This is a genomic window from Rhizobium sp. O111, assembly GCF_055616315.1.
In genome coordinates, this window is record NZ_JBSHXL010000005.1 from 85,106 (window position 1) to 109,820 (window position 24,715).

21 protein-coding genes and 2 pseudogenes are annotated in these 24,715 nt (G+C 54.9%); 18 read left to right on the forward strand and 5 right to left on the reverse strand.

Annotated elements, in window-relative coordinates; translation table 11 throughout:
• The first annotated feature begins 13 nt into the window (after nucleotides 1-13).
• From ACVTFQ_RS33375 to ACVTFQ_RS33385, 3 genes are all read left to right on the forward strand, one after another.
• Entirely contained in the window at nucleotides 14-1,282 is a 1,269-nt protein-coding gene (locus tag ACVTFQ_RS33375) for a YiiX/YebB-like N1pC/P60 family cysteine hydrolase (protein WP_012476023.1), read from the forward strand.
• A gap of 56 nt (nucleotides 1,283-1,338) precedes the next feature.
• Entirely contained in the window at nucleotides 1,339-1,638 is a 300-nt protein-coding gene (locus tag ACVTFQ_RS33380) for a hypothetical protein (RefSeq protein WP_077768112.1), read from the forward strand.
• Between the two features lie 522 nt (nucleotides 1,639-2,160).
• Nucleotides 2,161-3,102 carry a hypothetical protein gene (locus ACVTFQ_RS33385; protein WP_077768177.1) on the forward strand — a complete coding sequence of 314 codons (942 nt, stop codon included), beginning with the start codon at nucleotides 2,161-2,163 and terminating at the stop codon, nucleotides 3,100-3,102.
• A 207-nt stretch (nucleotides 3,103-3,309) separates the two neighbouring features.
• Here ACVTFQ_RS33385 and ACVTFQ_RS33390 read toward each other — a convergent pair whose 3' ends face one another.
• The 3 genes from ACVTFQ_RS33390 to ACVTFQ_RS33400 form a co-directional block, all read right to left on the reverse strand.
• Nucleotides 3,310-4,119, reverse strand: coding sequence for a hypothetical protein (locus ACVTFQ_RS33390; RefSeq protein WP_010900336.1), 810 nt, complete (start codon nucleotides 4,117-4,119; stop codon nucleotides 3,310-3,312).
• A 619-nt stretch (nucleotides 4,120-4,738) separates the two neighbouring features.
• Nucleotides 4,739-4,981: a hypothetical protein gene (locus ACVTFQ_RS33395; protein ID WP_142843418.1), complete on the reverse strand. Its 243-nt coding sequence runs from the start codon at nucleotides 4,979-4,981 to the stop codon at nucleotides 4,739-4,741.
• A gap of 230 nt (nucleotides 4,982-5,211) precedes the next feature.
• Nucleotides 5,212-7,110, reverse strand: a complete 1,899-nt coding sequence (locus ACVTFQ_RS33400; protein ID WP_012476026.1) for a potassium transporter Kup — start codon at nucleotides 7,108-7,110, stop codon at nucleotides 5,212-5,214.
• A gap of 468 nt (nucleotides 7,111-7,578) precedes the next feature.
• Between ACVTFQ_RS33400 and ACVTFQ_RS33405 the strand changes: the two are divergent.
• The 3 genes and pseudogenes from ACVTFQ_RS33405 to ACVTFQ_RS33415 all read left to right on the forward strand — a co-directional run bounded on the left by ACVTFQ_RS33405 (nucleotide 7,579) and on the right by ACVTFQ_RS33415 (nucleotide 12,820).
• Nucleotides 7,579-8,779: pseudogene (locus tag ACVTFQ_RS33405) on the forward strand (pyridoxal phosphate-dependent aminotransferase).
• Between the two features lie 25 nt (nucleotides 8,780-8,804).
• Nucleotides 8,805-10,061 (forward strand): cytochrome P450, encoded by a 1,257-nt coding sequence (locus ACVTFQ_RS33410; protein WP_234886495.1) that lies wholly within the window; start codon nucleotides 8,805-8,807, stop codon nucleotides 10,059-10,061.
• Nucleotides 10,062-10,264: 203 nt separating this feature from the next.
• Nucleotides 10,265-12,820: a two-component system VirA-like sensor kinase gene (locus ACVTFQ_RS33415; protein WP_010900341.1), complete on the forward strand. Its 2,556-nt coding sequence runs from the start codon at nucleotides 10,265-10,267 to the stop codon at nucleotides 12,818-12,820.
• Between the two features lie 72 nt (nucleotides 12,821-12,892).
• On the opposite strand, the gene ACVTFQ_RS33420 is transcribed toward ACVTFQ_RS33415, so the two are convergent.
• Nucleotides 12,893-13,135, reverse strand: coding sequence for a hypothetical protein (locus tag ACVTFQ_RS33420; protein WP_077768110.1), 243 nt, complete (start codon nucleotides 13,133-13,135; stop codon nucleotides 12,893-12,895).
• Nucleotides 13,136-13,591: 456 nt separating this feature from the next.
• Between ACVTFQ_RS33420 and ACVTFQ_RS33425 the strand changes: the two genes are divergently transcribed.
• The 12 genes from ACVTFQ_RS33425 to virG all read left to right on the forward strand — a co-directional run bounded on the left by ACVTFQ_RS33425 (nucleotide 13,592) and on the right by virG (nucleotide 23,939).
• A complete protein-coding gene (locus tag ACVTFQ_RS33425; RefSeq protein ID WP_010900342.1) occupies nucleotides 13,592-14,314 on the forward strand; it encodes a type IV secretion system lytic transglycosylase VirB1 in 723 nt (240 codons plus the stop codon).
• Nucleotides 14,314-14,679, forward strand: coding sequence for a pilin major subunit VirB2 (virB2, locus tag ACVTFQ_RS33430; protein WP_010900343.1), 366 nt, complete (start codon nucleotides 14,314-14,316; stop codon nucleotides 14,677-14,679). Before ACVTFQ_RS33425 ends, virB2 begins: the two co-directional genes overlap by 1 nt.
• A complete protein-coding gene (locus ACVTFQ_RS33435; protein WP_010900344.1) occupies nucleotides 14,676-15,002 on the forward strand; it encodes a type IV secretion system protein VirB3 in 327 nt (108 codons plus the stop codon). The genes virB2 and ACVTFQ_RS33435 overlap by 4 nt, the downstream gene beginning before the upstream one ends.
• On the forward strand, nucleotides 15,002-17,371 hold the full coding sequence (gene virB4 / locus ACVTFQ_RS33440) for a type IV secretion/conjugal transfer ATPase VirB4 (protein WP_077768109.1): 2,370 nt from the start codon (nucleotides 15,002-15,004) through the stop codon (nucleotides 17,369-17,371). The genes ACVTFQ_RS33435 and virB4 overlap by 1 nt, the downstream gene beginning before the upstream one ends.
• Before the next feature lie 16 nt (nucleotides 17,372-17,387).
• On the forward strand, nucleotides 17,388-18,056 hold the full coding sequence (virB5, locus tag ACVTFQ_RS33445; RefSeq protein ID WP_012476031.1) for a pilin minor subunit VirB5: 669 nt from the start codon (nucleotides 17,388-17,390) through the stop codon (nucleotides 18,054-18,056).
• 66 nt (nucleotides 18,057-18,122) lie between these two features.
• Nucleotides 18,123-19,010, forward strand: a complete 888-nt coding sequence (locus tag ACVTFQ_RS33450) for a type IV secretion system protein (RefSeq protein WP_010900347.1) — start codon at nucleotides 18,123-18,125, stop codon at nucleotides 19,008-19,010.
• An 87-nt stretch (nucleotides 19,011-19,097) separates the two neighbouring features.
• The gene (locus tag ACVTFQ_RS33455; protein ID WP_371338341.1) at nucleotides 19,098-19,205 is read left to right on the forward strand and encodes a type IV secretion system lipoprotein VirB7; all 108 of its coding nucleotides are present in this window, start codon (nucleotides 19,098-19,100) and stop codon (nucleotides 19,203-19,205) included.
• Nucleotides 19,192-19,905 (forward strand): type IV secretion system protein VirB8, encoded by a 714-nt coding sequence (locus ACVTFQ_RS33460; RefSeq protein WP_470424654.1) that lies wholly within the window; start codon nucleotides 19,192-19,194, stop codon nucleotides 19,903-19,905. Before ACVTFQ_RS33455 ends, ACVTFQ_RS33460 begins: the two co-directional genes overlap by 14 nt.
• Nucleotides 19,902-20,780: a P-type conjugative transfer protein VirB9 gene (gene virB9 / locus ACVTFQ_RS33465; RefSeq protein ID WP_012476033.1), complete on the forward strand. Its 879-nt coding sequence runs from the start codon at nucleotides 19,902-19,904 to the stop codon at nucleotides 20,778-20,780. Before ACVTFQ_RS33460 ends, virB9 begins: the two co-directional genes overlap by 4 nt.
• On the forward strand, nucleotides 20,780-21,910 hold the full coding sequence (gene virB10 / locus ACVTFQ_RS33470; RefSeq protein ID WP_012476034.1) for a type IV secretion system protein VirB10: 1,131 nt from the start codon (nucleotides 20,780-20,782) through the stop codon (nucleotides 21,908-21,910). The genes virB9 and virB10 overlap by 1 nt, the downstream gene beginning before the upstream one ends.
• 33 nt (nucleotides 21,911-21,943) lie before the next feature.
• Nucleotides 21,944-22,978 carry a P-type DNA transfer ATPase VirB11 gene (gene virB11 / locus ACVTFQ_RS33475; RefSeq protein WP_012476035.1) on the forward strand — a complete coding sequence of 345 codons (1,035 nt, stop codon included), beginning with the start codon at nucleotides 21,944-21,946 and terminating at the stop codon, nucleotides 22,976-22,978.
• 235 nt (nucleotides 22,979-23,213) lie between these two features.
• On the forward strand, nucleotides 23,214-23,939 hold the full coding sequence (gene virG / locus ACVTFQ_RS33480) for a two-component system response regulator VirG (protein WP_012476036.1): 726 nt from the start codon (nucleotides 23,214-23,216) through the stop codon (nucleotides 23,937-23,939).
• 33 nt (nucleotides 23,940-23,972) lie between these two features.
• Here the strand turns inward: virG and ACVTFQ_RS33485 are convergent.
• Nucleotides 23,973-24,560 (reverse strand): annotated as a pseudogene (locus tag ACVTFQ_RS33485) (IS5 family transposase); the annotation flags it as partial.
• Nucleotides 24,561-24,715 lie beyond the last annotated feature (155 nt).

Genomic DNA, 24,715 nt, shown 5'->3' on the forward strand with positions numbered 1-24,715 from the left:
TCGGGGGAGGGGAATGAAGCGCATTAGTATCAAAAGTGTTCAGCCTGGAGATATTCTCCTCACAGCTCGACCGGGAAAGATAAGCAAATCGATCCGCTTCAGCACGGGGGGCATCGTTTCACACGCGATGATCTGCGTGCAGCATGGTTCGTTTATCGATTCCACCGCGGACGGGGTACAGGCGCGCAACCTGCAGCGGGAGTTGTTCGAGGATGACGAGCAGGTTTTCCATTTCCGCCTGAAGGAAGCTCTCCCCCGCGAGGTACTTTCAAATGTAATCGATTTCGCGCGGGCCGAGATCGGTGCGCGTTATTCTGTGCCGGAGGCCATGCGGTCGGTCGCTGCTGTCCGAAAGCCGAGATCGAAGCGGCAATATTGCTCTCGTTTAGTGGCCCGCGTCTACAGAAACGCGGGCATCAATCTTGTGCCGGACGCAGACTATTGCTCGCCGGAGGATTTACGACGTAGTCGCTTGCTGGTGGAAATCCCGATAGAGACCGAAGCCGTGTCCGAGGAAGAATGGCGTTGGCTCGAAACCAATCGTAACCCGATCCGAGATACACATCAGGCCCACAAAGCCATTCTTGACGTCGCTCGTACGTTCGTTCCGGACTTGGAGAGCCTAAACGAACTCCATGCTTTACTCGTGGTTCGCCCTGAGGCTGATCCGGAGATTGCAGAGGTTCTGCGCGAGAGCGGCTACCTTGATCTGTGGCGCGGTGAAATAGCGGCTCACCCTTGGCGCTACGACCAGAGCCTAATCGCAACGATGTCCGCGCCCGAGCAGATGGCCGACATACGTGAATACTGCATAGGTACAGTGAGCGAGGCTTACAGCGGAGGCGTGCGGTTTTCCATTAACCTCATACAGTTGCAGATGCTAGAGACCCAGCACGGCGGTCAATCCCTCCGGCTGTTGGTGGACCTGTACGAAACTCTTGTGCTTAACGATCAGATCCGCAGGGAGGTCGCGTGTGCGTGGCTGTTGAAGCACTATCCTGACGACCTGAAGAAACAGTTGGAGCAGATCGAGCCGCACAGCGCCTATTGGTATTCGGTCGTTGATCGCGTCGAACCGAAGCTGGCCGCGTTGTCGCGCATGGTCGTCACGGCGGAAGGAAGTTCGGAAGTCTGCTCGTCATGCGGCGACCGGCCAGCCATGTCCTACCGTCTTGCGAATGGCGCTCAGACGATGCCGGGCGTACCCTCCCTGCGCCTGTGCAGCGACTGCATCGAGATACGGCGCGGTATGGGCAACATCCTGATGCCGTTCCTGCATTGACTTGGAAAGAGAATGGGACCGCAAACGAAGGCTGTGATAAAAGAGGATGCGCTGCTTTGGGTGAGTTAGGCCGTTCAGGAAACAGTGTTCTGGACCCAGCGCAACTGCGTCGGATCGAAGCCGTGCATCGCGGCTACTTATTCCAGCACCTCTATGCAGTTCAATGTTTGTTGTCAGCCGCAACCATCGCTGCGCGGGAGATCGCTGTCGAAAGCGACGAAGATGTAGAAATCCAACTCGATGGCATCCGTATCTATGTGCAGGTGAAACATCGGAAAGATGCCCTTGCGTGGGATGATATCGAGGGCGCGATGTCACGTTTTGCGGACCTTGCCGCTGATTCGACGTTAGCCTAAGACCTATCGACCGGCTATAGCCGAAGAAAAATAGCGGGATATATGCGCCGACTCGCCGGCTGTGTTGATGAAGGCTAGCTCGCGCGATCGTGGCCGTACATGCGGAGCCTTTTAACTAGCATCGTTGAGAAGGTGGCGCGTTTGTGATCCTTAATCCCGCCTGCCGTGTTCATGAGCAGATCCGTCAACAGCGCATTCGTTTTTCTGCAATGCACTTGAAGAAGCCGATTGCCGTGATATGGCGCCGTGTCCAGTAAGATTGCCAATCTCTGCGCCGGCGGGAGGGGCCTATTCCCTCGACCATCAGCGACATTTAGATCGCGACAAGTAGCGTCACCTCGCAAAGTTGGAGAAAAAGAGGGTGGCTGTATTTGATCCGCTGGGCTGGCAGGGGCGCTAGCGTTGGCGCTCGTTCATGCAGCCAACCTGCATTTCAAGTGTTGCAAAAGTAATAGATTAGCAGTGGAGACGCCCTTTTCATCTGAGTAAGGTTAGCGTGATTGAAGAAAAATGGAGCTTCTCATGCCGTCCAGCAGCCAACGAACACCTCCCCGAGAATCTGAGTCTGCTCGGGTGAAGAGTGATCCTGCGTCACCAAACCGAAACCTACCTTCCGATGTACTTGCAAAAGTTGCTACCTACGTTCCAACCCAGGATGTGGTCGAAACCGCACGAGATCTCGGAAATCTAGAGCGAACTGGCTCCGCAGGTCGCGAAGCTTTACGTCGAGGCCCTATCGGAATTTATCACGCTCGCGTGAAAAGGATTGGTACATCGGCAAAAGCAGTCTTCGATACAATCATCCCTGGGGAGCAATTGCCTGATTGGCAGGTGAACCGGCCATCTGAAACGGCAAGAACGCGGGCGGTAGGACCACTTCTGAAGTTTCAATCTGAGGCTGGAAAAGCACGATTCACAACCAACATCCTGAACCTCCCTCAGCCTGATCAGTGCGACGCAATTCTGAGCGTGATAAAGCATCTGGACGATCTTGGGGAAGTCAATAAGACGCGCTTAATCGAACGTTCGATCGAAATCTTGCAGCTTGATCCCCCTCTTACTTGGAACCAGGGTCAGAAATGCCCCGCCGCAGACGTATTGGTCCAGGGCGAGAAGCACTTAAACGACGACCAAAAAACTCGGGTACAACACGAGAGGAACAATCGCCCGGAGCTGCTGCGCCTGTTCCGCCGGGCTGTCGCAGACTTTGAGATTGAAAAAAACATGGCGGCGCATCCCCGCAGGTATCAAGACGCGAAAGAACCGGAGGTGAAACCTATCGACGAGGTGATTGACATAATCGAAAGATATAGTCGATCGGTCGTGACGAGAGGGCCAAATGCTATCGGCCTTCTGACGGCACACGAGAGTTTCGTCAAGAACGTCGGTGATGCCTACACCCGTACGCGCGCCGAATTCGATTCATCCTCCCGCGATCGGGACAGATCGGCATTGTCACGGTAACTCTCGGCAGCCGTTCCGTGTTGGCGTGAGTGGAGGGATTACAAGGTGACTTGTCCCCGCTGTGCTCCAGGTTTCATTCGTGTTTGGTGCAGTCAATCGGCATCGGCCTCGTTGCAAGCTGTGCTGGTCCGAGGAATGAGGATTGATTGGCACCCGGAACGGCTTTTCCAAGGGGAAAACGCCAGCCGCAATCCGCAGTAGGGGCTTTCATCGTGAGATTGACATAGGACAAGGCTCGACCGGAGATGTAGAACAGGAGCGCGTGGGCGTGCTGCCCGACGCTCGGGTCGTGCGTCCCAATAGCCAGCCTTGGATTGCTATCGGAGCCGGAAAATCCAACACTTTGTTTGTGTACTTTTCTACCACAGCACTGAATGGTGTGCCGTCCTGCAGCTTCAACACGGCACGATGTTCGAGAAGAAACGGTGGCAGGACCAGTGGTCCTCTCCGGTTCGCAGTTAATTCATTTCCCATGTCCCAGCCTTCTGGTAGAGGAGACCAAAGCAGATTGGAAGATAGGTTGGTGCGGGTGAAGTTAAGAGACTGAACGGCCCTGCCGAACGCTATATCACTGGTGCTCAACGCGTTATTCATTTCCATTGTCAGTCTCGCCGGAACATACCAGTTGTCGGCTTCTGATAGTACGCGATTTCCGCAAACCAGGCGAACGCGGCGATAAGCGATAGGCTCCTCTGATCCCACGGCAAGAAGTTCTCGGATACTGCTATCGGCGGGCGTGTCTTGTACGCGCACGCGCTGGGCAACGATCTTGGAGTCTTCCGGGGCGAGTTTGTGCGCGGCACACCAGCGATCGAGCGTCAAGGTGGCGCTAGGATTTCCCAGGAGATTTGCATTCAAGGTCTGGAGAACTGCGAGCGCCTCGATCCGAGCGGTTGGTGTGTCCGGCCATGGAGAGGCGGTGGAAGATTCTTGTGCCAAGGTATTCGCGGCCAGCACGAGCGCTATAGTCGATGCGATTGCTGTTACCTGCACAGACTTTAAGCAAAAATTCGACATACTGAATTACTCCCTGGATGTGCGTGGGCGAGTTGAATGTTGATCTTGGGGAGGACTGGAAGCATCGCTGTTCGCGGAGTGGCCAGCGGGGCAGTTTGTTCCGGCTTTCGTGTCTGCTCATGCATCTTCCGCCGGCCGCCCAATCGTTCTGATTGTCCACCGTTGAGTTCAGCTCGTTTGGTGTACTGGAACTTCTAGCGTTCCTTCGAGGTTGGTTAAATGTCAATCGTGTTACAAATGTAAAGCATTGCCTTCGGACGCGTTGCCGTTGGATGTCATACCGAAAAAACTACGTTGGCTTCTCATTACTTCAGGAAATTCGAGTGCACTTTGTTTCGGATTAAGACGTAGATGTATGTACCAAACGGCTTTCCCCCGGTCAGTCGCCCACTCCCACCGCATTGACATGGCAATTTCTGCAGTCGGTTATTGTATCACGACAAGCCATACCGCTTTGAGGCGCCAAGGCGTCGTTGGAAGTCGTCATCTCTCGACATTGGCAATGGGGTGCGGGTAGCTTTGGAACATTTGATCTGAATCCGCGTCAGGCGCGGCGCATTCGTAAACGAGAACCGATTCAAGCGTCGCCGCCTTGAACTCCTTCGGCGAGTGGCCGCCATCAGTTCTCATCATCGTCTTTTGCTTTCGAAGTGAAAGCTTCATATTGCTGTAGTGGATAAAAAAATTCACATCCGTAGGCAAAGTCCAAGAGCAACTGTTGAAAAAATGATCTTTGTAGCGCAACGGTTGGTCCCTCGATCTCTGAAGCGGTTGGCAATCTTGTCGATTGCGTGCCGTCGACACCAGCCGGCTCCAGATCCGAGCGGCTGTTTGCAGTACCTGGTTTTTCGTTCAGGCTCATGGTTCAGTCTCCTTGTACAGCTTTCACCCCCTATGCAATCTGAATGTGCTAAAATGATTTGCCGTGGGAGAAGGTCAGTTTCAGCTGTAATCCAACGGGGCTGGATGAATGCGGCTCGCTCTGCATTAGAGGCAGATATTGGTCCGAACCTGCTCGCAAAGTCGGGACAATCCCTTGTTTGCCAAACACTGTCGAGAGTGGTCCTCGCCGGTCGCCGTCAGGGGCCGCGTCTAAACGATAATCTGCGATCCCAGTTCAACAACCCGGTTGGCAGGAAGGTGAAAATAGTCTGATGGGAGTGAGGCCGCATTCGCAAGGAGGATGTAGAACCGGTCCTGCCAGTAGGGCATGCCTGAATTGGCGTCCGGCACCAGCTTGCGCCGGCCGAGATAGAATGAGGTCGACATGATGTCGAACTTCAGTCCGGCCTTGCGCAGCGTCGCGAGCGCCTGTGAGACGTTCTGCGATTCCATGAAGCCGAACAGCAGTTCGACGCGCGAGAAACGCTCGGAAATCTGCTCGACCTTGTAACGGTCCTGACTCGGCACACGCGGCTTGTTGACCGTGCGGATCGTCAGGATGACGTTGCGGTCGTGCAGCACGTGATTGTGCTTGAGATTGTGCAGCAGGGCGGCGGGTGCGGATTCCGGATCGCTGGTCAGGAAGATCGCCGTGCCGGGAACCTGGGCCGGCGAATGTTCGCTCTTGCGCTCGATCGAGCTGACGAAGGAGGCGAGCGGAATATCGGTGTGGCGGGTCTTTTCCATCAGGATCGCAGTGCCGCGGCGCCAGGTCCACATGATGACGGTAAAGGCCGTGGCGATCAGGATCGGGATATAGCCGCCGTCGTGGATCTTCAAAAGATTGGCGCCGAGGAAGATCAATTCGAGTATGACCAGCGGCGCCAGCGCGATCACCGCAACCGGCAGCGACCAGTTCCAACGGGCGCGAACGAATTCGAAGGCCATGATCGAGGTGACGACCATGGCGCCGGTGACGGAGATGCCATAGGCGGTCGCCAGCGCGTCCGAGGTTTTGAAACTCAGGACCAGGAAGATGACGCCGATGAACAGCACGGCATTGACCGAGGGCACGAAAATCTGCCCGGTATTGGTTTCCGAGGTGAAGAGGATTTCCCTGCGCGGCAGGAAGCCAAGGTTGATGCCCTGGCGCACCATCGAGAAAGCGCCTGTTATAACAGCCTGGCTGGCGATGATCGTCGCCGCGGTCGCCAGGATGACAACCGGCAGCAGCGCCCATTGCGGATACATCAGGTAGAAGGGATCCGACATCGTCTCCGGCTTGCCGAGCACGAGTGCGCCCTGCCCGAGATAGTTCAGCGTCAGCGACGGGAAGACCAGCAGGAACCAGGCCCACTGGATCGGGCGACGGCCGAAATGGCCGAGATCGGCATAAAGCGCCTCCGCACCCGTCACCGTCAGGAAGACGGCGCCGAGCACGACGACGCCGTAGAAGCCCTCATGCAGCAGGAAGCTGACGGCATAGTAAGGATTGAAGGCGGCAAGAATGCCGAAATCGTCCGAGATATGCGAAATGCCGGCGGCGGCCATGACGAGGAACCAGACGGCGGTGATCGGGCCGAAGAATTTGGCGACGGCGCCGGTGCCGCGCGATTGCACGACGAAGAGCAGCGCCAGGATCACCACCGAGATCGGCACGATATATTCCGAGAGCCTGGGCGTGACGAGCTTCAGGCCTTCGACCGCCGACAGCACCGACAGCGCCGGCGTGATCATCGCGTCGCCGAGGAAAAGCGCAGCCCCCAAGAGGCCGAGCAGCATCAGGATGGCGGTATGGCCGTTGGCGGTCTTCATCAAAAGAGCAAGCAGCGACAGCGTGCCGCCCTCGCCTTCGTTGTCGGCGCGCAGCAGGAAGAGCACATATTTGATGGTGACGATGATCGTCAGCGCCCAGATCATCAGCGAGATCAGGCTGATGACCTCGAAACGGGTGAGCCCGTCATGGGCCACCGGCTTCAACGCCTCGCGAAAGGCGTAGAGCGGGCTGGTCCCGATATCGCCGTAAACGACGCCGATGGAACCCAGCGTCAGATAGAACAGCTTTTTCGGCGTCATCTGGGATTCGGTCGGATGGCTTTCTGCGGACATGATTTCAACAGGCTCTTCGGAGCCCCAGCCTCCTTTTCCCGCATCGTTTAAAACGCAACAAAGGCTTTCGCAACGGCGTTGGAAAATTGACCGGTCGAAGAATTCTTTGATGATGCAGGCGTTTCTTTGAGGCCTTATCTCATGATCTCAACAGAGCTGAAACGTCGGATCGAGCTTCATCTGTAACGCTCACAAAGTTGCAAATCCGTTCGGCAAACTGATGCGCTGATCGAGGACCACTCGGGCTCTTAAAGCGACGAGTTTCGCAGGGGCGGCTTTCAGAATTGCCGATCGCAGACGCGGCGGCATACCAAGCCGCTTTGAACGACTTCAAATCGCGCGCTTCGCTGAGGACGTCAAATTTGATTTCATTTGTAACAGGGGACCACGCGTCGATTGAAATCCGAAGCGCGTTCAACATAAAAACATCGGGAAGACTTCCTTTTGAAACGTTTGGGTCAGCCTGTCATGTTCGTGCGTTCCGATGCTCTCTCCCGTATAAAGCCTTCTGCCACTATCGTTGTCTCGCAGAAGTTTCGCGAGCTTAAAGCTGAGGGCAGGGACGTGGTCCGCCTCAATATAGGAGAGCCGGATTTCGATACGCCCGACAATATCAAGACGGCCGCCATCGACGCGATCAACCGCGGCGAAACGAAGTACACGCCGGTGTCCGGTATCCCCGAGCTGCGCAAGGCGATCGCCTCCAAGTTCAAGCGCGAAAACGGTCTGGAATATTCCTGGGAGCAGACGATCGTTGGCACCGGCGGCAAGCAGATCCTGTTCAACGCCTTCATGGCGACGCTGAACCCGGGCGATGAAGTCGTCATCCCGGCGCCTTACTGGGTGTCTTATCCCGAGATGGTGGCGCTTTGCGGCGGCACGCCGGTTTTCGTTTCGGCCACCCAGGAGCATGACTTCAAGCTTCAGCCGGCGGATCTCGAAAAGGCGATCACGCCGAAGACCAAGTGGTTCATCTTCAACTCGCCGTCCAACCCGACGGGTGCGGCCTATACGCATGCGGAGCTGAAGGCGCTGACCAACGTGCTGATGCAGCATCCCCATGTCTGGGTGCTGACCGACGACATGTACGAGCACCTGACCTATAGCGACTTCAAGTTCGTCACGCCCGTTGAAGTCGAGCCCAGCCTCTACGACCGGACGCTGACGATGAACGGCGTCTCCAAGGCCTATGCAATGACCGGCTGGCGTCGGCTATGCCGCCGGCCCGCTCCAGCTCATCAAGGCCATGGACATGATCCAGGGGCAGCAGACCTCGGGTGCGACGTCGATCGCCCAGTGGGCGGCTGTCGAAGCGCTGAACGGCACCCAGGACTTCATCCCGGCGAACAAGAAGATCTTCGAAGGCCGCCGCGACCTCGTCGTCTCCATGCTGAACCAGGCCAAGGGCATCGTCTGCCCGGTGCCGGAAGGCGCCTTCTACGTCTATCCGTCCTGCGCCGGCCTGATCGGCAAGACGGCGCCGTCGGGCAAGGTCATCGAGACGGACGAGGATTTCGTTTCCGAGCTTCTGGAATCGGAAGGCGTTGACGTCGTTCACGGCTCGGCCTTCGGCCTCGGCGCGAACTTCCGCATCTCCTATGCGACGTCGGAAGCGCTTATCGAGGAAGCCTGCCGCCGCATTCAGCAGTTTTGCTCGAATTGCTCGTAAGAGCGTATCCTCCAGAGGTTATTTTATGAATGGTAGAGTTTCTCAAAAAGTGTCGGAAGAGTCCGGGCCAATGATATCGGCGTCGATCGACCCAGACAACGTTAGTATCGCGGACTTAGATCGGTTCGGCCACGCTATTTTTAAAGAATGGCGGCCGAAGCGGCCCTTCCTCCGCAGGCAGGACGGCGTATACCTCGTACTTAGGGCGGACGATGTATTGGGCTTAAGTAGTGACCCTCGGACCCGTCAGATAGAGACGGAACTGATGCTCAATCGGGGGGTCAACGAAGGAGCGGTCTTCGACTTCGTTCGCTACAGCATGCTTTTTTCAAACAAGGAAACCCACAGCAGGCGTCGCTCTCCTTTTACTCGGACTTTCGCATTCCGGATGATTGAAAATCTACGTCCGCAAATAAGGCAATTGACGGAGATCCTTTTTCGAGATTTGAAGGAGCTTGGTTCCTTCAATTTCGTGGGGGAATATGCTTCAAAGCTCCCAGCCGTTACGATAGCCAGCCTGTTAGGCCTCCCGCCAAGCGACATTCCCTATTTTACTCAACTCGTCTATCGCGTTGCTCGCTGCCTGAGCCCTTCATGGCGGGATGCCGACTTTCCGGACATCGAAAAATCAGCGGTCGAGTTTAAGAACTACGTGCAAGCGGTAATTGACGATCGCCGAACGGATCCGCGTGATGACTTCCTCTCATCCTACATAAACGCAACGCGAGAAGCGGAGGATCTCTCGCCCGTCGAAGGCCTAACCCAGCTGATGCTTATCATCTTGGCTGGAACTGACACGACCAAAACCGGCCTCACTGCACTGACCGGACAGCTTTTGCAACATCGACAGGCATGGGACGCACTGTTGAACGATGGTACTCTCGTGGCCGCCGCCGTCGAGGAGGGACTGCGCTTTGAGCCTCCAGTCGGATCCTATCCCCGTTCAACACTGGCAGATATTGATCTTGACGGGTTCATACTACCCAAAAATAGTCTTCTCGCACTTTGCACCATGTCCGCGCTAAGAGACGAGAAACACTATGTCCACCCTCAACTTTTCGATATTCATCGCAAGCAGATGCGCTGGCATATGGTATTTGGCACCGGTGAACATCGATGCCTTGGGGAAGCGTTGGCTCGTTTGGAATTGCAAGAAGGACTTGCTACGGTGCTTAGACATGCTCCCAATCTCTCGATTGAAGGTGAATGGCAGGCGGTACAGGGTCATGGAGGTGTGCGCCGAATTGCGGAGATGAGAGTTGGCTTCAATCGAGAAAATTGAAGCGAGTTGCTTTCTCTCGTTGGCTGATGGGAAGAAAGCGCATAGGAGTCGCCGCCAAATTCTTGTCGGACCAGCTTGGTTTGTTCGGTCGGTGTTTTTCACCGTGGATGCGGAGTAATGAGAAACTGGGTCAGACCACTGGGCTCCGTTGATTCCGCGAAATCTGCTTAGTTGGATTGGCTGTCAGAAGGAGAGGTGACCGCATGATTTGGGATCATTTATCACCTTCCCGAAGGGTTCTGCTTGATATCAAATCGTGGTCTGTATTGGTACTGGTAATTGCCTCGATATCTTTTGCGGTTCTGGCCATAGGATCTTGGCAAGACAACGAAAGCAACGAAGCGATCCTGACAGAGCTGCAATCGATCGACGTGGATTGCGCGATGCTGCAGCGGAATGTGTTGCGTGCTCACGCCGGCCTTCTTCGGAATTACCATCCTCTTATCGTCCCTCTGGGGCGACTGCGCACGAGCGTCGCAGATTTACAGCAGCTTTTTAGGCGGGCGGGCCTCGACGGGGCCGGTGAATTTTCTGAATTGCTGGCGCGGGTGAAGAGCTCAGTAGATGCGACCGACGCAGCCGTTGCAGCGTTCGGTACGCAAAATGTAATGTTCCAGGATTCGTTGGCGACCTTTAACCAGTCGATAGCTTCGCTTCCGAGGTCTTTGGATACGAGGGATTTGAACTCGCTAGAAGTCGCTGAGTTGGGCTATCTGATGCTCCAGTTTTCGTCTCAGCCAAATTTCGAGTTTGCACGGGAAATCAACCAACGTCTCGACCGGCTTCAGGTTTCGGCGAACGGGGATAAGGCAGGCGTCAAGGAGATCGTTCGCAGTGGGAGGATTATCCTGACTCTACTGCCGCGATTGAAAGACACCGTTGGAGTGATCCAAACTTCTGAAACCATCGACAACACGAAGAAGTTGCAGCGAGCATACCTTGAAGCTTATAGCTTGGCCAGCGCGGGTGAACAGCGGGTACGGGTCTTCCTCGGCGCAGTTTCGGTTTTCTTTTGCTTTTGCATAATTTCCCTAGTCCATAGGTTACATCTGCGAACCAAGGTGTTGACGAGACGACTGGACTTCGAAGAAGTGATCAAAAAGATTGGGCTTTGCTTCGAAGATGCTTCAGAAGCAAAACCGTCGTTGGAATCCTCAACGAATGCCGCGTTGGGAATTATCCAATTATTCTTTGAAGCTCATCAATGCGCGCTGGGACTGGTCAACATCAATGAGAATGACGTTGGCGTCACCTTTTTTGGAAGCACTCCTGCGCCAGAGTGGAACGAACAACGGGTGCGCGAAATTGTTTCCACGGTAGGGGCCGAGGACGGCGGGCGGATTTTCCGAGCCTATCCTCAACGAAAAGCGAGCTGCTTCGGTGAGGACTCTCCATTTCTGTGGGTGCTGCTTGCGTTCAAGGTATCCGATCGAATAGTCGCTGTCTTTGGCCTGGGATTTGATCGAGAGCATCTACAGACGCCGACCGCACGTGAAATGCAGCTGATGGAACTAGCGGCTGCATGTGTTAGCCACTATGCGGTCATTCGGCGCAAGCAGTCCCAGCGAGATATTCTGGAACGTCGTTTGAAACATGCGGAACGGCTTGAAGCAGTTGGTACGCTTGCCGGCGGCATTGCGCATGAATTTAACAACATTTTGGGTGCAGTTCTGGGTTACGCGGAAATGGCACACAACGTTCTGCGCCGTCGTACTCATGCTCGAGACTACATCGATCACATCATTTCTGAAGGCAATCGAGCGCGGTTGATTGTCAACCAGATCCTTGCCCTTAGTCGAAAGCGGGATCGAACAACAAAACCATTCGATCTTTCGGAGTTAGTGACCGTGATCGCGCCGTCGTTACGTGTTGCGTTGCCTCCGGGCGTCGAGCTCGATTTCAAATATCAGAGCGCTCCAATGGTTATCGAAGGAAACTCACTTGAGGTCGAGCAAATACTGATGAATTTGTGCAAAAACTCTGCTGAAGCATGCCGAGAGTTAGGGCGTGTGGAGGTCAGCGTTAGGAGGTCTGTCGTACGGAAACACAAGGTTCTTACAAACGGTACTATTCCCACCGGCGAGTATATCCTTCTTTCAGTTGAGGATAACGGCGCAGGCATAACAGAGGCGGTATTATCGCACATTTTCGAGCCTTTTTTTACTACCCGCGCCCGCAGCGGTGGCACGGGCCTGGGATTATCCACGGTTCACGGTCACGTTAGCGCGATGGCTGGTTACATCGACGTGGTATCAACTGTCGGCAGAGGTACGCGCTTCGACGTCTACTTGCCACCTTCGTCGAAGCAGCCGGTAAATTCAGAGAGTTTTTTTGACCCTGGAAGAATCCCGCTTGGGAACGGCGAGATTGTCGCGGTGGTCGAACCCGACTTAGCCACGCTGGAAATGTACGAGGAAAAGATCGCGGCGCTGGGCTATGAGCCAGTCGGCTTTAACACGTTGGATGGTTTAATCGACTGGGTGTTGGAAGGAAAAGAACCTGATCTTGTTCTAATTGATCAACCGTCTTTGCTGGATGGAGACGGTGCAGGGTCCTTAATCTCAAAGCTGGCAAAAGCGCCCATCATCATTATTGGCGAAAACCAGAAAAATGTTCCCCTTTCTGCGGATCGCGAGGGATCTGCCCGTTTTTTGGAAAAGCCGATTTCAGCAAAGACTCTCGCCTATGTCGTTCGTGCGAATATCAGAACTGAACGAATGGTCGGCTCGAATAGCAGCGGAATCGTGATTGCGTCATAAACCGATACGCCCTCTGAACAGAAGCCGGCCGCACAACGCGATTGCTTATTAATTTAATCCCCAGTCGCGGAATCAGCCGGTCAGTCCCGACATCCGCAACAACGCAACTCCGGTTGCGGCTGCAATCACCGCCAGTGATATACAGGCAAAAAACCGGTAAACCTGCTCTTTTGATGTTAAGAGGAGATGGATCGAAGCGATCATCAGAAGGAAAATCGTCGCAAGTGCGCCATACGCCCAATACTCGTTCGAATAAAGCCATGTTCCCAAAGCCAACAGACCGCAAACAAAAAAAACGAGTTCGAGCTTTTGCAAGACAACACCTCAAAAAGATCTCGTTGTGATCCTAGGACATCGGTCTCGCAGGTCAATACTGCGATCGCGTTTCATGCAACGGACTTGATGTATCTGCCGCGCGGCACTAGGAGACGTGAGGAACGGCCCCCTGTCTAGGGTGCAGTCGGTGCCGATCTCCGCTTCGGGGGCGCTTTGCGAAATCTCCTGCGGCTGCACCATCCTCCGCGCCAGCCTGCGAAAATTTTCGAAAACCGCCGCTATGGTGAATTCGCTCTCATGGCCTAGGGATCACCGCTTGGGCCGCCGATTCCCTCGATTCAAGAAATCAAACGGCTTCGCTTCGATGCTTCAAATGAAACCGAGAGGTAAGATAATAAAATCAGAAAGTAACAGACACCTCCCATAGTCGCGACTGTTAGCGATCGAGTCATTTCATGCTGACCAAGATCATTGCGATACAGTGGGGAATAAACAATGCGGAAGACGGCAGGATCTTTCGGGATCATTTTTCTGATGGTCCAGCCAAGCAAAGCTGCGCCGCTCTCGTTCGCTGAATTTAACCAACTCGCTCGCGAATGCGCACCTTCAGTCGCTCCATCGACGCTTGGAGCGATTGCGAAGGTTGAAAGTCAGTTTGATCCGCTCGTGCTGCATGACAATACCACCGGCGAAACTTTACATGGCAAGAATCCGGCGGATGCTACGCAAAGCGTAAACAATCGCGTCGCAGCAGGGCATTCAGTCGATGTAGGCCTAATGCAAGTGAACTCGAAAAATTTCGCGAACTTGGGCTTGACTGCCGGCAATGCAATCAACCCTTGCGTGTCCCTGTCGGCGGCGGCGGACCTGCTCGTACGGCATTATAGTGGCGGCGACACGGTAGAGTCAGAACAACTTGCCATCCGGCGAGCAATTTCGGCTTACAATACCGGCAACCCGACACGCGGCTTCGCGAACGGCTATGTGCGGAGGGTCGAAGTGGCGGCTCAGCTACTCGTCCCCCCGCTGGCTCAGTCGGGGAAAAAAGGCGACCGTGATGAGCGGAGTCCAGAAGAACCCTGGAACGTCTGGGGTTCATACGACCGCTCCCACTCAGCAGTCGGTTCGTCCGCGCCGCCAGAGGCGCAGCAGCCGAATGAGCGCAAATCCCCCGAACAAGATCAAGTTTTCGAACCGAATGATGGAGATGCACCATAATGGCATGGCTTGAAGGATACCGCGCACCGTCGAAATTCCGTGGCCTCTGGCACAGAGCTGTGCGCCTGCTGGCTCCGCACGTGCCGAGCGTCACCGGCGCGATCGGCTGGAGCTTGTTTTTCTGCGAGCCAGCTGCCGCGCAGGCCGCTGGGGGCACTGACCCCGCCACCATGGTCAACAATATCTGCACGTTTATTCTCGGTCCGTTTGGTCAATCGCTCGCCGTTCTTGGTATCGTAGCCATCGGGGTATCGTGGATGTTCGGCCGAGCTTCCCTTGGTCTGGTAGCAGGTGTTGTTGGCGGGATCGTTATCATGTTTGGAGCCAGCTTTCTCGGCCAAACACTGACAGGGGGCGGGGGATGAATGCCGATCTTGAAGAAGCCACACTCTACTTGGCGGCAACGAGACCTGCATTGTTCTTTGGGGTACCGCTGACGCTTGCTGGAGTTTTCATGATGTTGGCGGGGTTTCTCATCGTTGTTGTGCAGAACCCCCTCTATGAAATTGTTCTCTTGCCGCTGTGGCTTGGAGCGCGGCTCATCGTAGAGCGGGACTATAACGCGGCAAGCGTGGTCTTGCTGTTTCTCCAGACGGCAGGGAGAAGCGTTGACGGCCATGCGTGGGGCGGCGCGAGCGTCAGTCCCAACCCCATCAGAGTGGCGTCGCGAGGAAGAGGAATGACGTAATGTTCGGAGCAAGCGGACGGACCGAGAGATCTGGGGAAATCTACCTGCCTTACGTAGGGCACCTCAGCGACCATGTCGTTCTTCTAGAGGACGGTTCCATCTTGACCATGGCGCATATCAGTGGCCTTCCCTTCGAACTGGAGGAAGTAGAGGTCCGAAATGCGCGCTGCCGTGCCTTTAACACGCTCTTTCGCAATATTGCCGATGATAACGTCTCAGTATATGCCCATCTCGTCCGTCACAACGATGTGCCAGTACCGCCGGTACGCCATTTTCGCAGCACCTTCGCGTCAAGCCTAAGCGAAACGTTCGAGCGGCGTGTTCTGTCTGGTAAACTGTTTCGAAACGACCACTTCCTCACGCTCATTGTCTCTCCTCGCACCGCTCTCGGTAAAGTGGGAAGCAGATTCACCAGGCGCTATGGGAAGAACCCAGGCGATCTTGCGCATCAGATCCGACATCTGGAGGATCTTTGGAACGTTGTCGCTGGCGCGCTTGATGGGTATGGACTTCGTCGACTTGGCATCCGAGAAAAAAATCAGGTGCTTTTCACGGAAATTGGTGAAGCCCTTCGCCTGATAATGACTTGTCGTTTTTTACCGGTGCCGGTCGTTAGCGGATCCCTCGGCGCCTCAGTTTATACCGACCGGGTCATCTGCGGCAAGCGTGCCCTCGAGATTAGAGCGCCGAAAGATCGTTACGTTGGATCTATCTTTTCATTCCGCGAGTACCCGGCAAAGACGCGGCCCGGAATGCTTAACACACTCCTGTCATCAAGTTTTCCGCTCGTTTTGAGCCAGAGTTTCTCTTTCCTCACACGTGCACAGGCTCACGCCAAGCTCAGCCTCAAATCGAACCAGATGACTAGCTCCGGTGACAAGGCGGTCACCCAGATCGGTGAACTCGCCCAAGCAGAAGATTCATTGGCCAGTAGCGAATTCGTCATGGGTTCGCATCATCTCAGCCTTTGTGTCTATGGCGATGATCTCGATACCCTTGCCGACTATGGTGCGCGAGCCCGCACGAGCTTGTCGGACGCGGGCGCGGTTATCGTGCAGGAAAGCATTGGAATGGAGGCTGCATACTGGTCTCAGCTTCCAGGAAACCACAGATGGCGTACCCGTCCCGGAGCGATCACTTCACGCAACTTTGCCGGCTTGGTTTCATTCGAGAACTTCCCTATCGGAAGGAAGTCGGGCCATTGGGGAGGTGCGGTTGCTCGTTTCCGTACAAACGGCGGGACGCCCTTCGATTATATTCCGCACGAAAACGACGTGGGCATGACCGCGATCTTCGGGCCGATTGGCAGGGGAAAAACGACACTTATGACCTTCATCCTGGCGATGCTTGAGCAGAGCGTGGTTGACCGCAGCGGGACGATCGTTTTTTTCGATAAGGATCGTGGCGGTGAACTGCTTGTGCGCGCCACCGGGGGCACGTACCTCACGTTACGACGAGGTGTCCCAAGCGGCCTTGCACCTTTGCGCGGCCTAGAGGATACGGCAGCGGCGCGGGACTTTCTCCGCGAGTGGATCGTGGCGCTGATTGAAAGCGACGGCAGGGGGGGAATTTCGCCGGAGGAAAATCGCCGCTTAGAGCGCGGTATCCAACGGCAACTTTCGTTTGAGCCTAACATGAGATCCCTTGCGGGCTTAAGGGAGTTCTTATTGCACGGGCCCTCCGAAGGTGCGGGAGCTAGATTGCAGCGGTGGTGCCGAGGCAACGCTCTTGGCTGGGCGTTTGACGGCGAATCGGACGAAGTGAAGTTAGATCCTTCGATTACGGGCTTCGATATGACCCATCTCCTCGAATATGAGGAGGTATGCGCGCCGGCCGCAGCATACCTTTTGCATCGAATAGGAGCGATGGTAGATGGCCGACGCTTCGTCATGAGCTGCGATGAGTTTCGTTCCTACCTGCTTAATCAGAAATTCGCAGCAGTCGTCGACAAGTTCCTGCTGACCGTCCGGAAGAACAACGGAATGTTAGTTCTTGCGACGCAGCAACCCGAGCACGTACTTGATTCACCATTGGGCGCAAGCCTCGTAGCACAATGTATGACCAAAATCTTCTACCCATCACCCACTGCAGACCGCTCTGCTTACATAGACGGGTTGAAGTGCACCGAGCGAGAATTTCAGGCTATTCGCGAGGAGATGGCGATTGGCAGCCGCAAATTTCTGCTGAAGCGCGAGAGCGGAAGTGTTGTGTGCGAATTCGATCTGCGCGACATGCCGGAATACGTCGCCGTACTATCCGGGCGTGCCAATACGGTGCGTTTTGCCCAGCAGTTGCGCGAGACGCATGGAGAGGAACCCTCTGCCTGGCTGGAAAAATTCATGACGCGCTACCATGAGGCACAGGATTGATCTGGAGTTCGAAGTCATGAATATTACGAAGCTCGTAATAAACGCACTTTTCATATGCCTTGTTCTGTCGGGGACTGCCAAGGCGCAGTTTGTTGTCAGCGACCCTGCAACGGAGGCCGAAACGCTGACGACAGCGATCAATACTGCGGCGAACCTCGAGCAATTGATCACGATGGTGACAATGTTGACCTCGCCCTTTGGCGTCACCGGCATGTTATCAGCGATCGACCAGAAAAACCAATATCCCTCTGCCGGCCAACTCGACAAGGAAATGTTTTCGCCGCAGATGCCTGCTTCGACAACTGCGCGTGCAATTACCTTAGATGCCGATCGCGCAGTCGTGGGCGACGACGCTGAAGGAAATCTTTTGCGACAGCAGATTGCAGGCGCCGCAAATGCTGCCGGTGTCGCGGCTGACAATCTGGATGCAATGGACAAGCGCCTTGCGGCAAATTCTGAGACATCGGGCCAGCTCTCCCGCTCACGCAATATCATGCAGGCCACCGTCACCAACGGTTTGCTTCTCAAACAGATCCATGACGCAATTATTCAAAACATTCAGGCGACCAGCCTGTTGACGATGACCACCGCACAGGCGGGGCTGCACGAGGCGGAGGAGGCGGCGACCCAACGAAAGGAACATCAGGCAACTGCGCTTATATTTGGCGCCGCTCAACTGCACTGATCCGCTACTGTTCATTCAGGGCCCTCTTTCTCCGTAGAAAATCGAAGCTAAATCCAGGTAAGGGCAATGAATTTTAGCATTCCTGCGCCTTTTACGGCGATACATACGATATTCGACCTCGCCTTCACCGTCGGGCTGGACACGTTGCTTGGGGACATTCAACGGGCAGTCAGCGCTCCTCTCGTGGCCTGCGTGACGCTATGGATCATTGTCCAGGGCATCCTCGTAATGCGTGGGGAAATGGACGCACGGGGCGGAATCACCCGGGTAATCATGGTATCGGTAGTTGTTGCTCTTATCGTTGAGCAGGCGGAATATCATGATTACGTTGTCTCGGTTTTCGAGGATACGATTCCGAATTTCATTCAACAGTTCGGTATCAGTGGGCTTCCTTTGCAGACGATTCCTGCTCAGCTCGACACGATGTTTTCACTCACGCAAGTAGCCTTTCAGAAGATTGCTTCTGAAATTGGGCCGATGAACGATCAAGACATCCTCGCCTTTCAAGGCGCACAATGGATTTTCTATGGAACGCTTTGGACTGCGTTTGGAATCTACGATGCCGTCGGAATCCTCACCAAGGTGCTATTGGCGATCGGTCCATTGATGCTCGTTGGCTATCTCTTCGATCGCACTAGAGACATGGCCGCGAAATGGATCGGCCAGCTCGTCACTTATGGCATACTTCTGCTTCTTCTAAACATAGTGGCAACTATCGTGGTTCTGACGGAAGCGACGGCACTCGTGCTAATGCTCGGGGTTATCACTTCTGCTGGCACAACGGCGGCCAAGATAATAGGCCTCTATGAACTCGACATGTTCTTTCTGACCGGCGACGCCTTGATCGTCGCTCTTCCGGCAATCGCCGGGAATATTGGAGGGAGCTATTGGAGCGGTGCGACGCAAACGGCCGGTAGCTTAAATCGCCATTTCGCCCGGACAATCCGCCGTTAGTCCCAGCTTCACAAATGGAGGATTTCCTTGAAGTACTTTCTATTGTTTTTGATCATCGGCTTGGCGTCTTGTCAGACAAGCGATCAGTTGGCGACTTGTAAGGGGCCTATTTTTCCGCTGAACGTCGGGCGATGGCAGCCTGCTCAGTCGGACCTTCAGCCTACCAACGCAGGAGAGGCTAATGAACGGCTCTGAATACGCGCTGTTAGTAGAGCGGGAAGCATTGGCGGACCACTATAAGGAAGTAGAAGCATTTCAGTCTGCACGTGCTAGATCAGCTCGGCGAATCTCTAGAGCCTTGGCTGCTTTGGCTGTCATTGCAGTCGCAGGAAACGTGGCGCAGGCCTTCGCTATCGCCGTCATGCTTCCGCTGAACAAACTTGTTCCAGTATATCTGCGGGTGCGCCCAGACGGTACAGTTGACAGTGAGGTATCTATTTCGCGGTTGCCGGCGACGCAGGAGCAAGCGGTCGTGAATGCGTCTCTATGGGAGTATGTTCGTCTGCGGGAGAGCTACTCGGCGGATACAGCCCAATACGCCTATGATCTGGTCTCGAGCTTCAGTGCCCCAACGGTGCGTCAAGATTATCAGCAGTTCTTCAATTACCCCAGTCCTAGCTCCCCCCAAACCATCATTGGTAAGCGCGGAAAGCTGGAAGCCGAGCACATCGGCTCAAACGAACTTATGACTGGCGTCCAGCAGATCCGCTACAAACGCACTCTCATCATGGAAGGGCAAGCTCCAATAGTAACCACCTGGACCGCAACGGTACATTATGAAACGGTAACTAACTTGCCCGGCCGATTGAGGCTGACAAATCCAGGCGGCTTAATCGTTACCTCCTATCAAACTTCGGAAGATACCGTTTCGAACACGACGCGGAGCCAGCAATGATCAAGAATTTGTTTCTGGGCCTGGTTTGTATCCTCTTTGTAACCAGCGGCGCGAACGCGGAAGACACGCCAGCGGCAGGCAAACTGGATCCACGTATGCGCTATCTCGCCTACAATCCCGATGAGGTTGTGCACCTTTCAACCGCTGTTGGAGCCACATTGGTCGTAACATTTGGGTCCAATGAAGCGGTGACAGCCGTCGCCGTTTCCAACAGCAAAGATCTCGCTGCGCTCCCACGCGGCAATTATCTGTTTTTCAAGGCCAGCAAAGTGCTGCAGCCGCAGCCTGTGATCGTCCTTACCGCAAGCGACGCAGGAATGCGGCGCTATGTTTTCAGCCTCGCGACCAGAACGATGTCTCGGCTCGATAAAGAGCAGCCTGACCTCTACTACAGCGTACAGTTCACTTATCCTGCCGACGTTGCCGCTGCTCGCCGAAAAGAAGCGGAGCAGAGAGATCTTGCGGATCGGATGCGGGCGCAAGCACAATATCAGCGTCGAGCCGAGGACTTGCTCGAGCGTCCGCCAGCAGGTGGCAGCACAGATGCGAAAAATTGGAGCTATGTCGCGCAAGGAGACCGCTCGCTATTACCGCTCGAGGTTTTCGACAACGGGTATTCCACGACATTTCGCTTTCCCGGAAACGTGCGTGTACCTTCAATCTACGTGATTAACCCAGATGGCAAGGAAGCCACGGCCAACTATTCAGTTAAGGGAGATTACGTTGAAGTAGCATCAGTTTCCAGGGAATGGCGTCTGCGGGACGGCCATACAGTACTTTGCATCTGGAATAAGGCATATGACGCCGTCGGACGGAAGCCGGGCACTGGCACAGTCAGACCCGATGTAGTGCGCGTGCTGAAGGAGACGAGGTGATGGAGGACGTGAATGCCCAATCCAGAGAAGGTATCGACGCGCCCGGATCCCTCGTCACCGATCCTCATGGCCGGCGCCTCTCGGGGTCGCAAAAGCTCCTTGTTGCGGGTTTAGTCCTGGTACTGTCGTTGAGCCTCATTTGGCTCGGGGCGCGTTCAAAGAAAAGGACCGAGCCGTCTCCACCAAACACAATGATCGATGCCAACACGAAGCCCTTTCGGCCGGCCCCGATTGATATTCCCGCCAAACCGGCAATGACACCGCCAGCTGCGGAAGCAACGGTTTTGCCGTCGGATCAACATCAGCGAGAACACAACGAACTGAGGCCCGAAGAAACACCGATCTTTGCCTACAGCGGAGGTGATCAGAATGGTGTCAAATCCGCCCCACACGCTGATATTCAGAACGGTGGCCAAGACAATAGAAACGCCAACTCCCTAGCCGCGTCGGAGGATTCTGCTGAGAACGATCTCTCTGTGCGCTTGAAACCGACAGTGTTGCAGCCTAGCCTCGCTATACTTTTGCCGCACCCAGATTTCACTGTTACGCAAGGAACGATCATTCCCTGCATACTGCAAACCGCCATTGATACAAATCTGGCAGGGTATGTGAAATGTGTACTTCCTCAAGACATACGCGGAGCAACCGGAAATGTTGTGCTTCTGGATCGCGGAACGACAGTTGTCGGCGAAATCCAGCGTGGACTGCAGCAGGGAGACGCCCGCGTTTTCGTTCTCTGGAATCGCGCGGAGACGCCCTCACACGCCGTCGTCTCTCTTTCCTCCCCGGGGGCCGACGAACTCGGCCGTTCCGGACTGCCGGGTACGGTCGACAATCATTTCTGGAAACGCTTTAGCGGGGCCATGCTCCTGAGTGTCGTCCAGGGCGCAGTCCAGGCGGCAAGTAGCTACGCAGGGAATTCGACCGGCGGGACCAGCTTCAATAGTTTCCAAAACAATGGCGAACAAGCGGCCGATACGGCCCTAAGGGCGGCCATAAACATTCCCCCAACCTTGAAAAAAAATCAGGGTGACACGGTCTCGATCTTCGTCGCGCGGGATTTGGATTTCTCAGGAATCTACCAGCTTCATATGACTGGTGGATCGGTGAAACGTCGGCATCTGCGCTAATGCACAGATAGCCAAAGCTGCGAGATGCATCCAATGGAAGTAAATCCGCAATTGCGCGCCCTTCTTAACCCAGTCTTGCAATGGCTCGATGACCCGAGGACTGAAGAAGTTGCCATAAACGGACCGGGAGAAGCCTTTGTACGCCAAAGTGGCGTCTTCACGAGGTTCGCCGCACCGTTCTCTTATGATGATCTCGAAGACATCGCCATTCTAGCAGGGGCATTGCGAAAACAAGATGTCGGCCCCCGCAACCCTCTTTGCGCTACCGAGCTCCCAGGTGGCGAGCGGATGCAAATCTGCTTGCCGCCAACGGTACCCTCTGGCACCGTGAGCTTGACAATTCGACGACCGAGCAATCGTGTCTCTGAATTGGGGGAAGTCTCGGCTCGCTACGATGTTCGTCGATGGAATCAGTGGCAAATCCGGACGCAGCGACGAGATCAACTAGACGAAGCGATTCTGCGCGACTACGACAATGGCGATCTGGAATCATTTTTACGTGCATGTGTTATCGGTAAGCGGACGATGTTGCTTTGTGGGCCGACCGGAAGCGGCAAGACCACGATGAGCAAGACCTTGATCAGTGCTATTCCGCGGGAAGAAAGGCTGATAACCATTGAAGATACGCTCGAACTCGTCATTCCACATGAGAACCACGTCAGACTGCTCTACTCCAAGAGTGGGGCAGGGCTAGGTGCAGTGACTGCGGAACAGCTGCTCCAGGCAAGCCTTCGGATGCGGCCTGACCGAATATTGCTCGGTGAGATGCGCGACGACGCGGCGTGGGCGTACCTGAGTGAGGTGGTCTCAGGCCACCCCGGATCGATTTCAACCATACATGGGGCGAATCCCGTCCAAGGCTTCAAAAAGCTGTTCTCACTTGTGAAGAGCAGTGTGCAGGGGGCATGCTTGGAAGATCGCACACTGATTGACATGTTGGCAACGGCAATCGATGTCATTGTTCCCTTCCGTGCTTACGGCGATGTTTACGAAGTGGGCGAAGTATGGCTCGCCGCCGATGCCCGCCGACGCGGTGAGACGATAGGGGATCTTCTAAACCAGCAATAGAGCCGCACGGAGGTCTGCTCGCGCAGATTTTAAAGCGTTACAAGTGTAGCGCGCTGCAGCAACTCCTGTCATCAATCTGAAACCTTCCGTTAGCATTTTTGTCATGCACGGCTTGGCCGAAATTTTGCCGAACTACCCTCATAGTGAGAGAAAATGATCAGGTTGAGGCTGAGACGTACATCCTCTGCTTGCACGAATCTATCGATTCTGCAGAATCCCATACGGAGGCGAACTGGTGAAACATGTTCTTGTCATCGATGACGATGCCGCGATGCGCCATCTTATTACCGAGTATTTAACGATTCATGCCTTAAGGGTCACCGCGGTATCAGATAGCCAGCAATTCAACCGGGTACTTGCATCAGAGACGGTCGATGTCGTCGTCGTGGATCTCAATTTAGGGCGTGAAGACGGACTTGAGATCGTTCGCAGTCTCGCCACAAAATCCGATGTTCCAATTATAATCATCAGCGGTGATCGCCTTGAGGAGGCGGATAAAGTGGTGGCGCTCGAGCTGGGAGCAACGGATTTTATCGCGAAACCTTTCGGAACGCGCGAGTTCCTAGCACGCATCCGTGTCGCATTACGCGTGCGACCGAATGTCATGCGAACCAAAGACCGGCGTTCATTTTGTTTCGCCGGCTGGACACTTAGTCTCAGACAGCGGCGATTGGTATCCGCACAAAATGGCGAGGTGAAGCTTACGGCAGGGGAATTCAATCTGCTCGTCGCTTTCCTGGAAAAGCCACGCGACGTGCTTTCCCGAGAACAGCTCCTCATCGCGAGCCGAGTGCGTGAGGAGGAAGTATATGACAGAAGCATTGATGTTCTCATTTTGAGGCTCCGCCGAAAGCTTGAGCAGGATGCAGCGAGCCCAAACTTGATCAAAACTGCCAGGGGTGCCGGCTATTTCTTCGACGCTGATGTGGATGTTTCCTATGGAGGTCTGATGGCGGCCTGAAGCAGCGACGCATATGCCTTTTTCGATCTGATCCTAGGACGCGGACTCGTTAATTGAAGCGATCCAGATTCTCGTCGCGGCAAGTTTGAGCCCGGCAAGGTAGTTGTCAGCACGTCTGTCGTATCGTGTTGCCAGACCACGCATCTGTTTGATGGTTGAAGAAACGCTCGATCAGATTGCGCTGGCGATAGACCCAACGGCTGAAACTGAAGGTCTGTTTTCGGTTGGCCTTGGCGGGGATGTTTGCCCAGCATTTGCGTTGCTTGGCGAAGTTACGGATCGCGTCGGTGTCATAGGCCTTGTCGGCAAGCAGTGTCGTTCCGGGCCGAATGTCACTCAGCAGCTTTTCGGCCATAGGAGCATCGGCGGCCTGACCGGCGGTCAATGCCAGTCGAACCGGCAAACCATCAGCATCGACGAGCGCGTGGATCTTTGTCGTCAGGCCGCCACGCGAACGTCCCATGCAAGGATCGGCAGATCCCCCTTTTTTTCGTTTGCACCATGCTGGTGAACGCGGACGCAGGAAGAATCGATCATGACGATCTCTCCGGCATAATGCCTTGAAACAGCGCCGGGAAGGCGATCCCAGACGCCTGCCTTGCGCCAGTGTGGATTCCGATGATTTACCGGACGGCATTCCGATCAAAAACCGGACACGATTCCGAGAATTAACCGGACGCGATTCCGATTTGATACCGGACAGCTTTTCAACGTAGGCAGTGTCCCTGGGTCAGCAACCTTGGCATGTATTTCCTTTCGAACGTGAGGAGATGGCA

What these genes read in the sequence shown, in the direction of transcription:
- ACVTFQ_RS33395 (WP_142843418.1), bottom strand. Translation starts at nt 4,981, where the DNA reads ATGAGCCTGAACGAAAAACCAGGTACTGCAAACAGCCGCTCGGATCTG.
- ACVTFQ_RS33375 (WP_012476023.1), top strand. Translation starts at nt 14, where the DNA reads ATGAAGCGCATTAGTATCAAAAGTGTTCAGCCTGGAGATATTCTCCTC.
- ACVTFQ_RS33425 (WP_010900342.1), top strand. Translation starts at nt 13,592, where the DNA reads ATGCGGAAGACGGCAGGATCTTTCGGGATCATTTTTCTGATGGTCCAG.
- ACVTFQ_RS33460 (WP_470424654.1), top strand. Translation starts at nt 19,192, where the DNA reads ATGAACGGCTCTGAATACGCGCTGTTAGTAGAGCGGGAAGCATTGGCG.
- virB9 (WP_012476033.1), top strand. Translation starts at nt 19,902, where the DNA reads ATGATCAAGAATTTGTTTCTGGGCCTGGTTTGTATCCTCTTTGTAACC.
- ACVTFQ_RS33410 (WP_234886495.1), top strand. Translation starts at nt 8,805, where the DNA reads ATGAATGGTAGAGTTTCTCAAAAAGTGTCGGAAGAGTCCGGGCCAATG.
- virB2 (WP_010900343.1), top strand. Translation starts at nt 14,314, where the DNA reads ATGGCATGGCTTGAAGGATACCGCGCACCGTCGAAATTCCGTGGCCTC.
- virB11 (WP_012476035.1), top strand. Translation starts at nt 21,944, where the DNA reads ATGGAAGTAAATCCGCAATTGCGCGCCCTTCTTAACCCAGTCTTGCAA.
- ACVTFQ_RS33385 (WP_077768177.1), top strand. Translation starts at nt 2,161, where the DNA reads ATGCCGTCCAGCAGCCAACGAACACCTCCCCGAGAATCTGAGTCTGCT.
- virB5 (WP_012476031.1), top strand. Translation starts at nt 17,388, where the DNA reads ATGAATATTACGAAGCTCGTAATAAACGCACTTTTCATATGCCTTGTT.
- virB10 (WP_012476034.1), top strand. Translation starts at nt 20,780, where the DNA reads ATGGAGGACGTGAATGCCCAATCCAGAGAAGGTATCGACGCGCCCGGA.
- ACVTFQ_RS33450 (WP_010900347.1), top strand. Translation starts at nt 18,123, where the DNA reads ATGAATTTTAGCATTCCTGCGCCTTTTACGGCGATACATACGATATTC.
- ACVTFQ_RS33400 (WP_012476026.1), bottom strand. Translation starts at nt 7,110, where the DNA reads ATGTCCGCAGAAAGCCATCCGACCGAATCCCAGATGACGCCGAAAAAG.
- ACVTFQ_RS33415 (WP_010900341.1), top strand. Translation starts at nt 10,265, where the DNA reads ATGATTTGGGATCATTTATCACCTTCCCGAAGGGTTCTGCTTGATATC.
- ACVTFQ_RS33390 (WP_010900336.1), bottom strand. Translation starts at nt 4,119, where the DNA reads ATGTCGAATTTTTGCTTAAAGTCTGTGCAGGTAACAGCAATCGCATCG.
- ACVTFQ_RS33435 (WP_010900344.1), top strand. Translation starts at nt 14,676, where the DNA reads ATGAATGCCGATCTTGAAGAAGCCACACTCTACTTGGCGGCAACGAGA.
- virB4 (WP_077768109.1), top strand. Translation starts at nt 15,002, where the DNA reads ATGTTCGGAGCAAGCGGACGGACCGAGAGATCTGGGGAAATCTACCTG.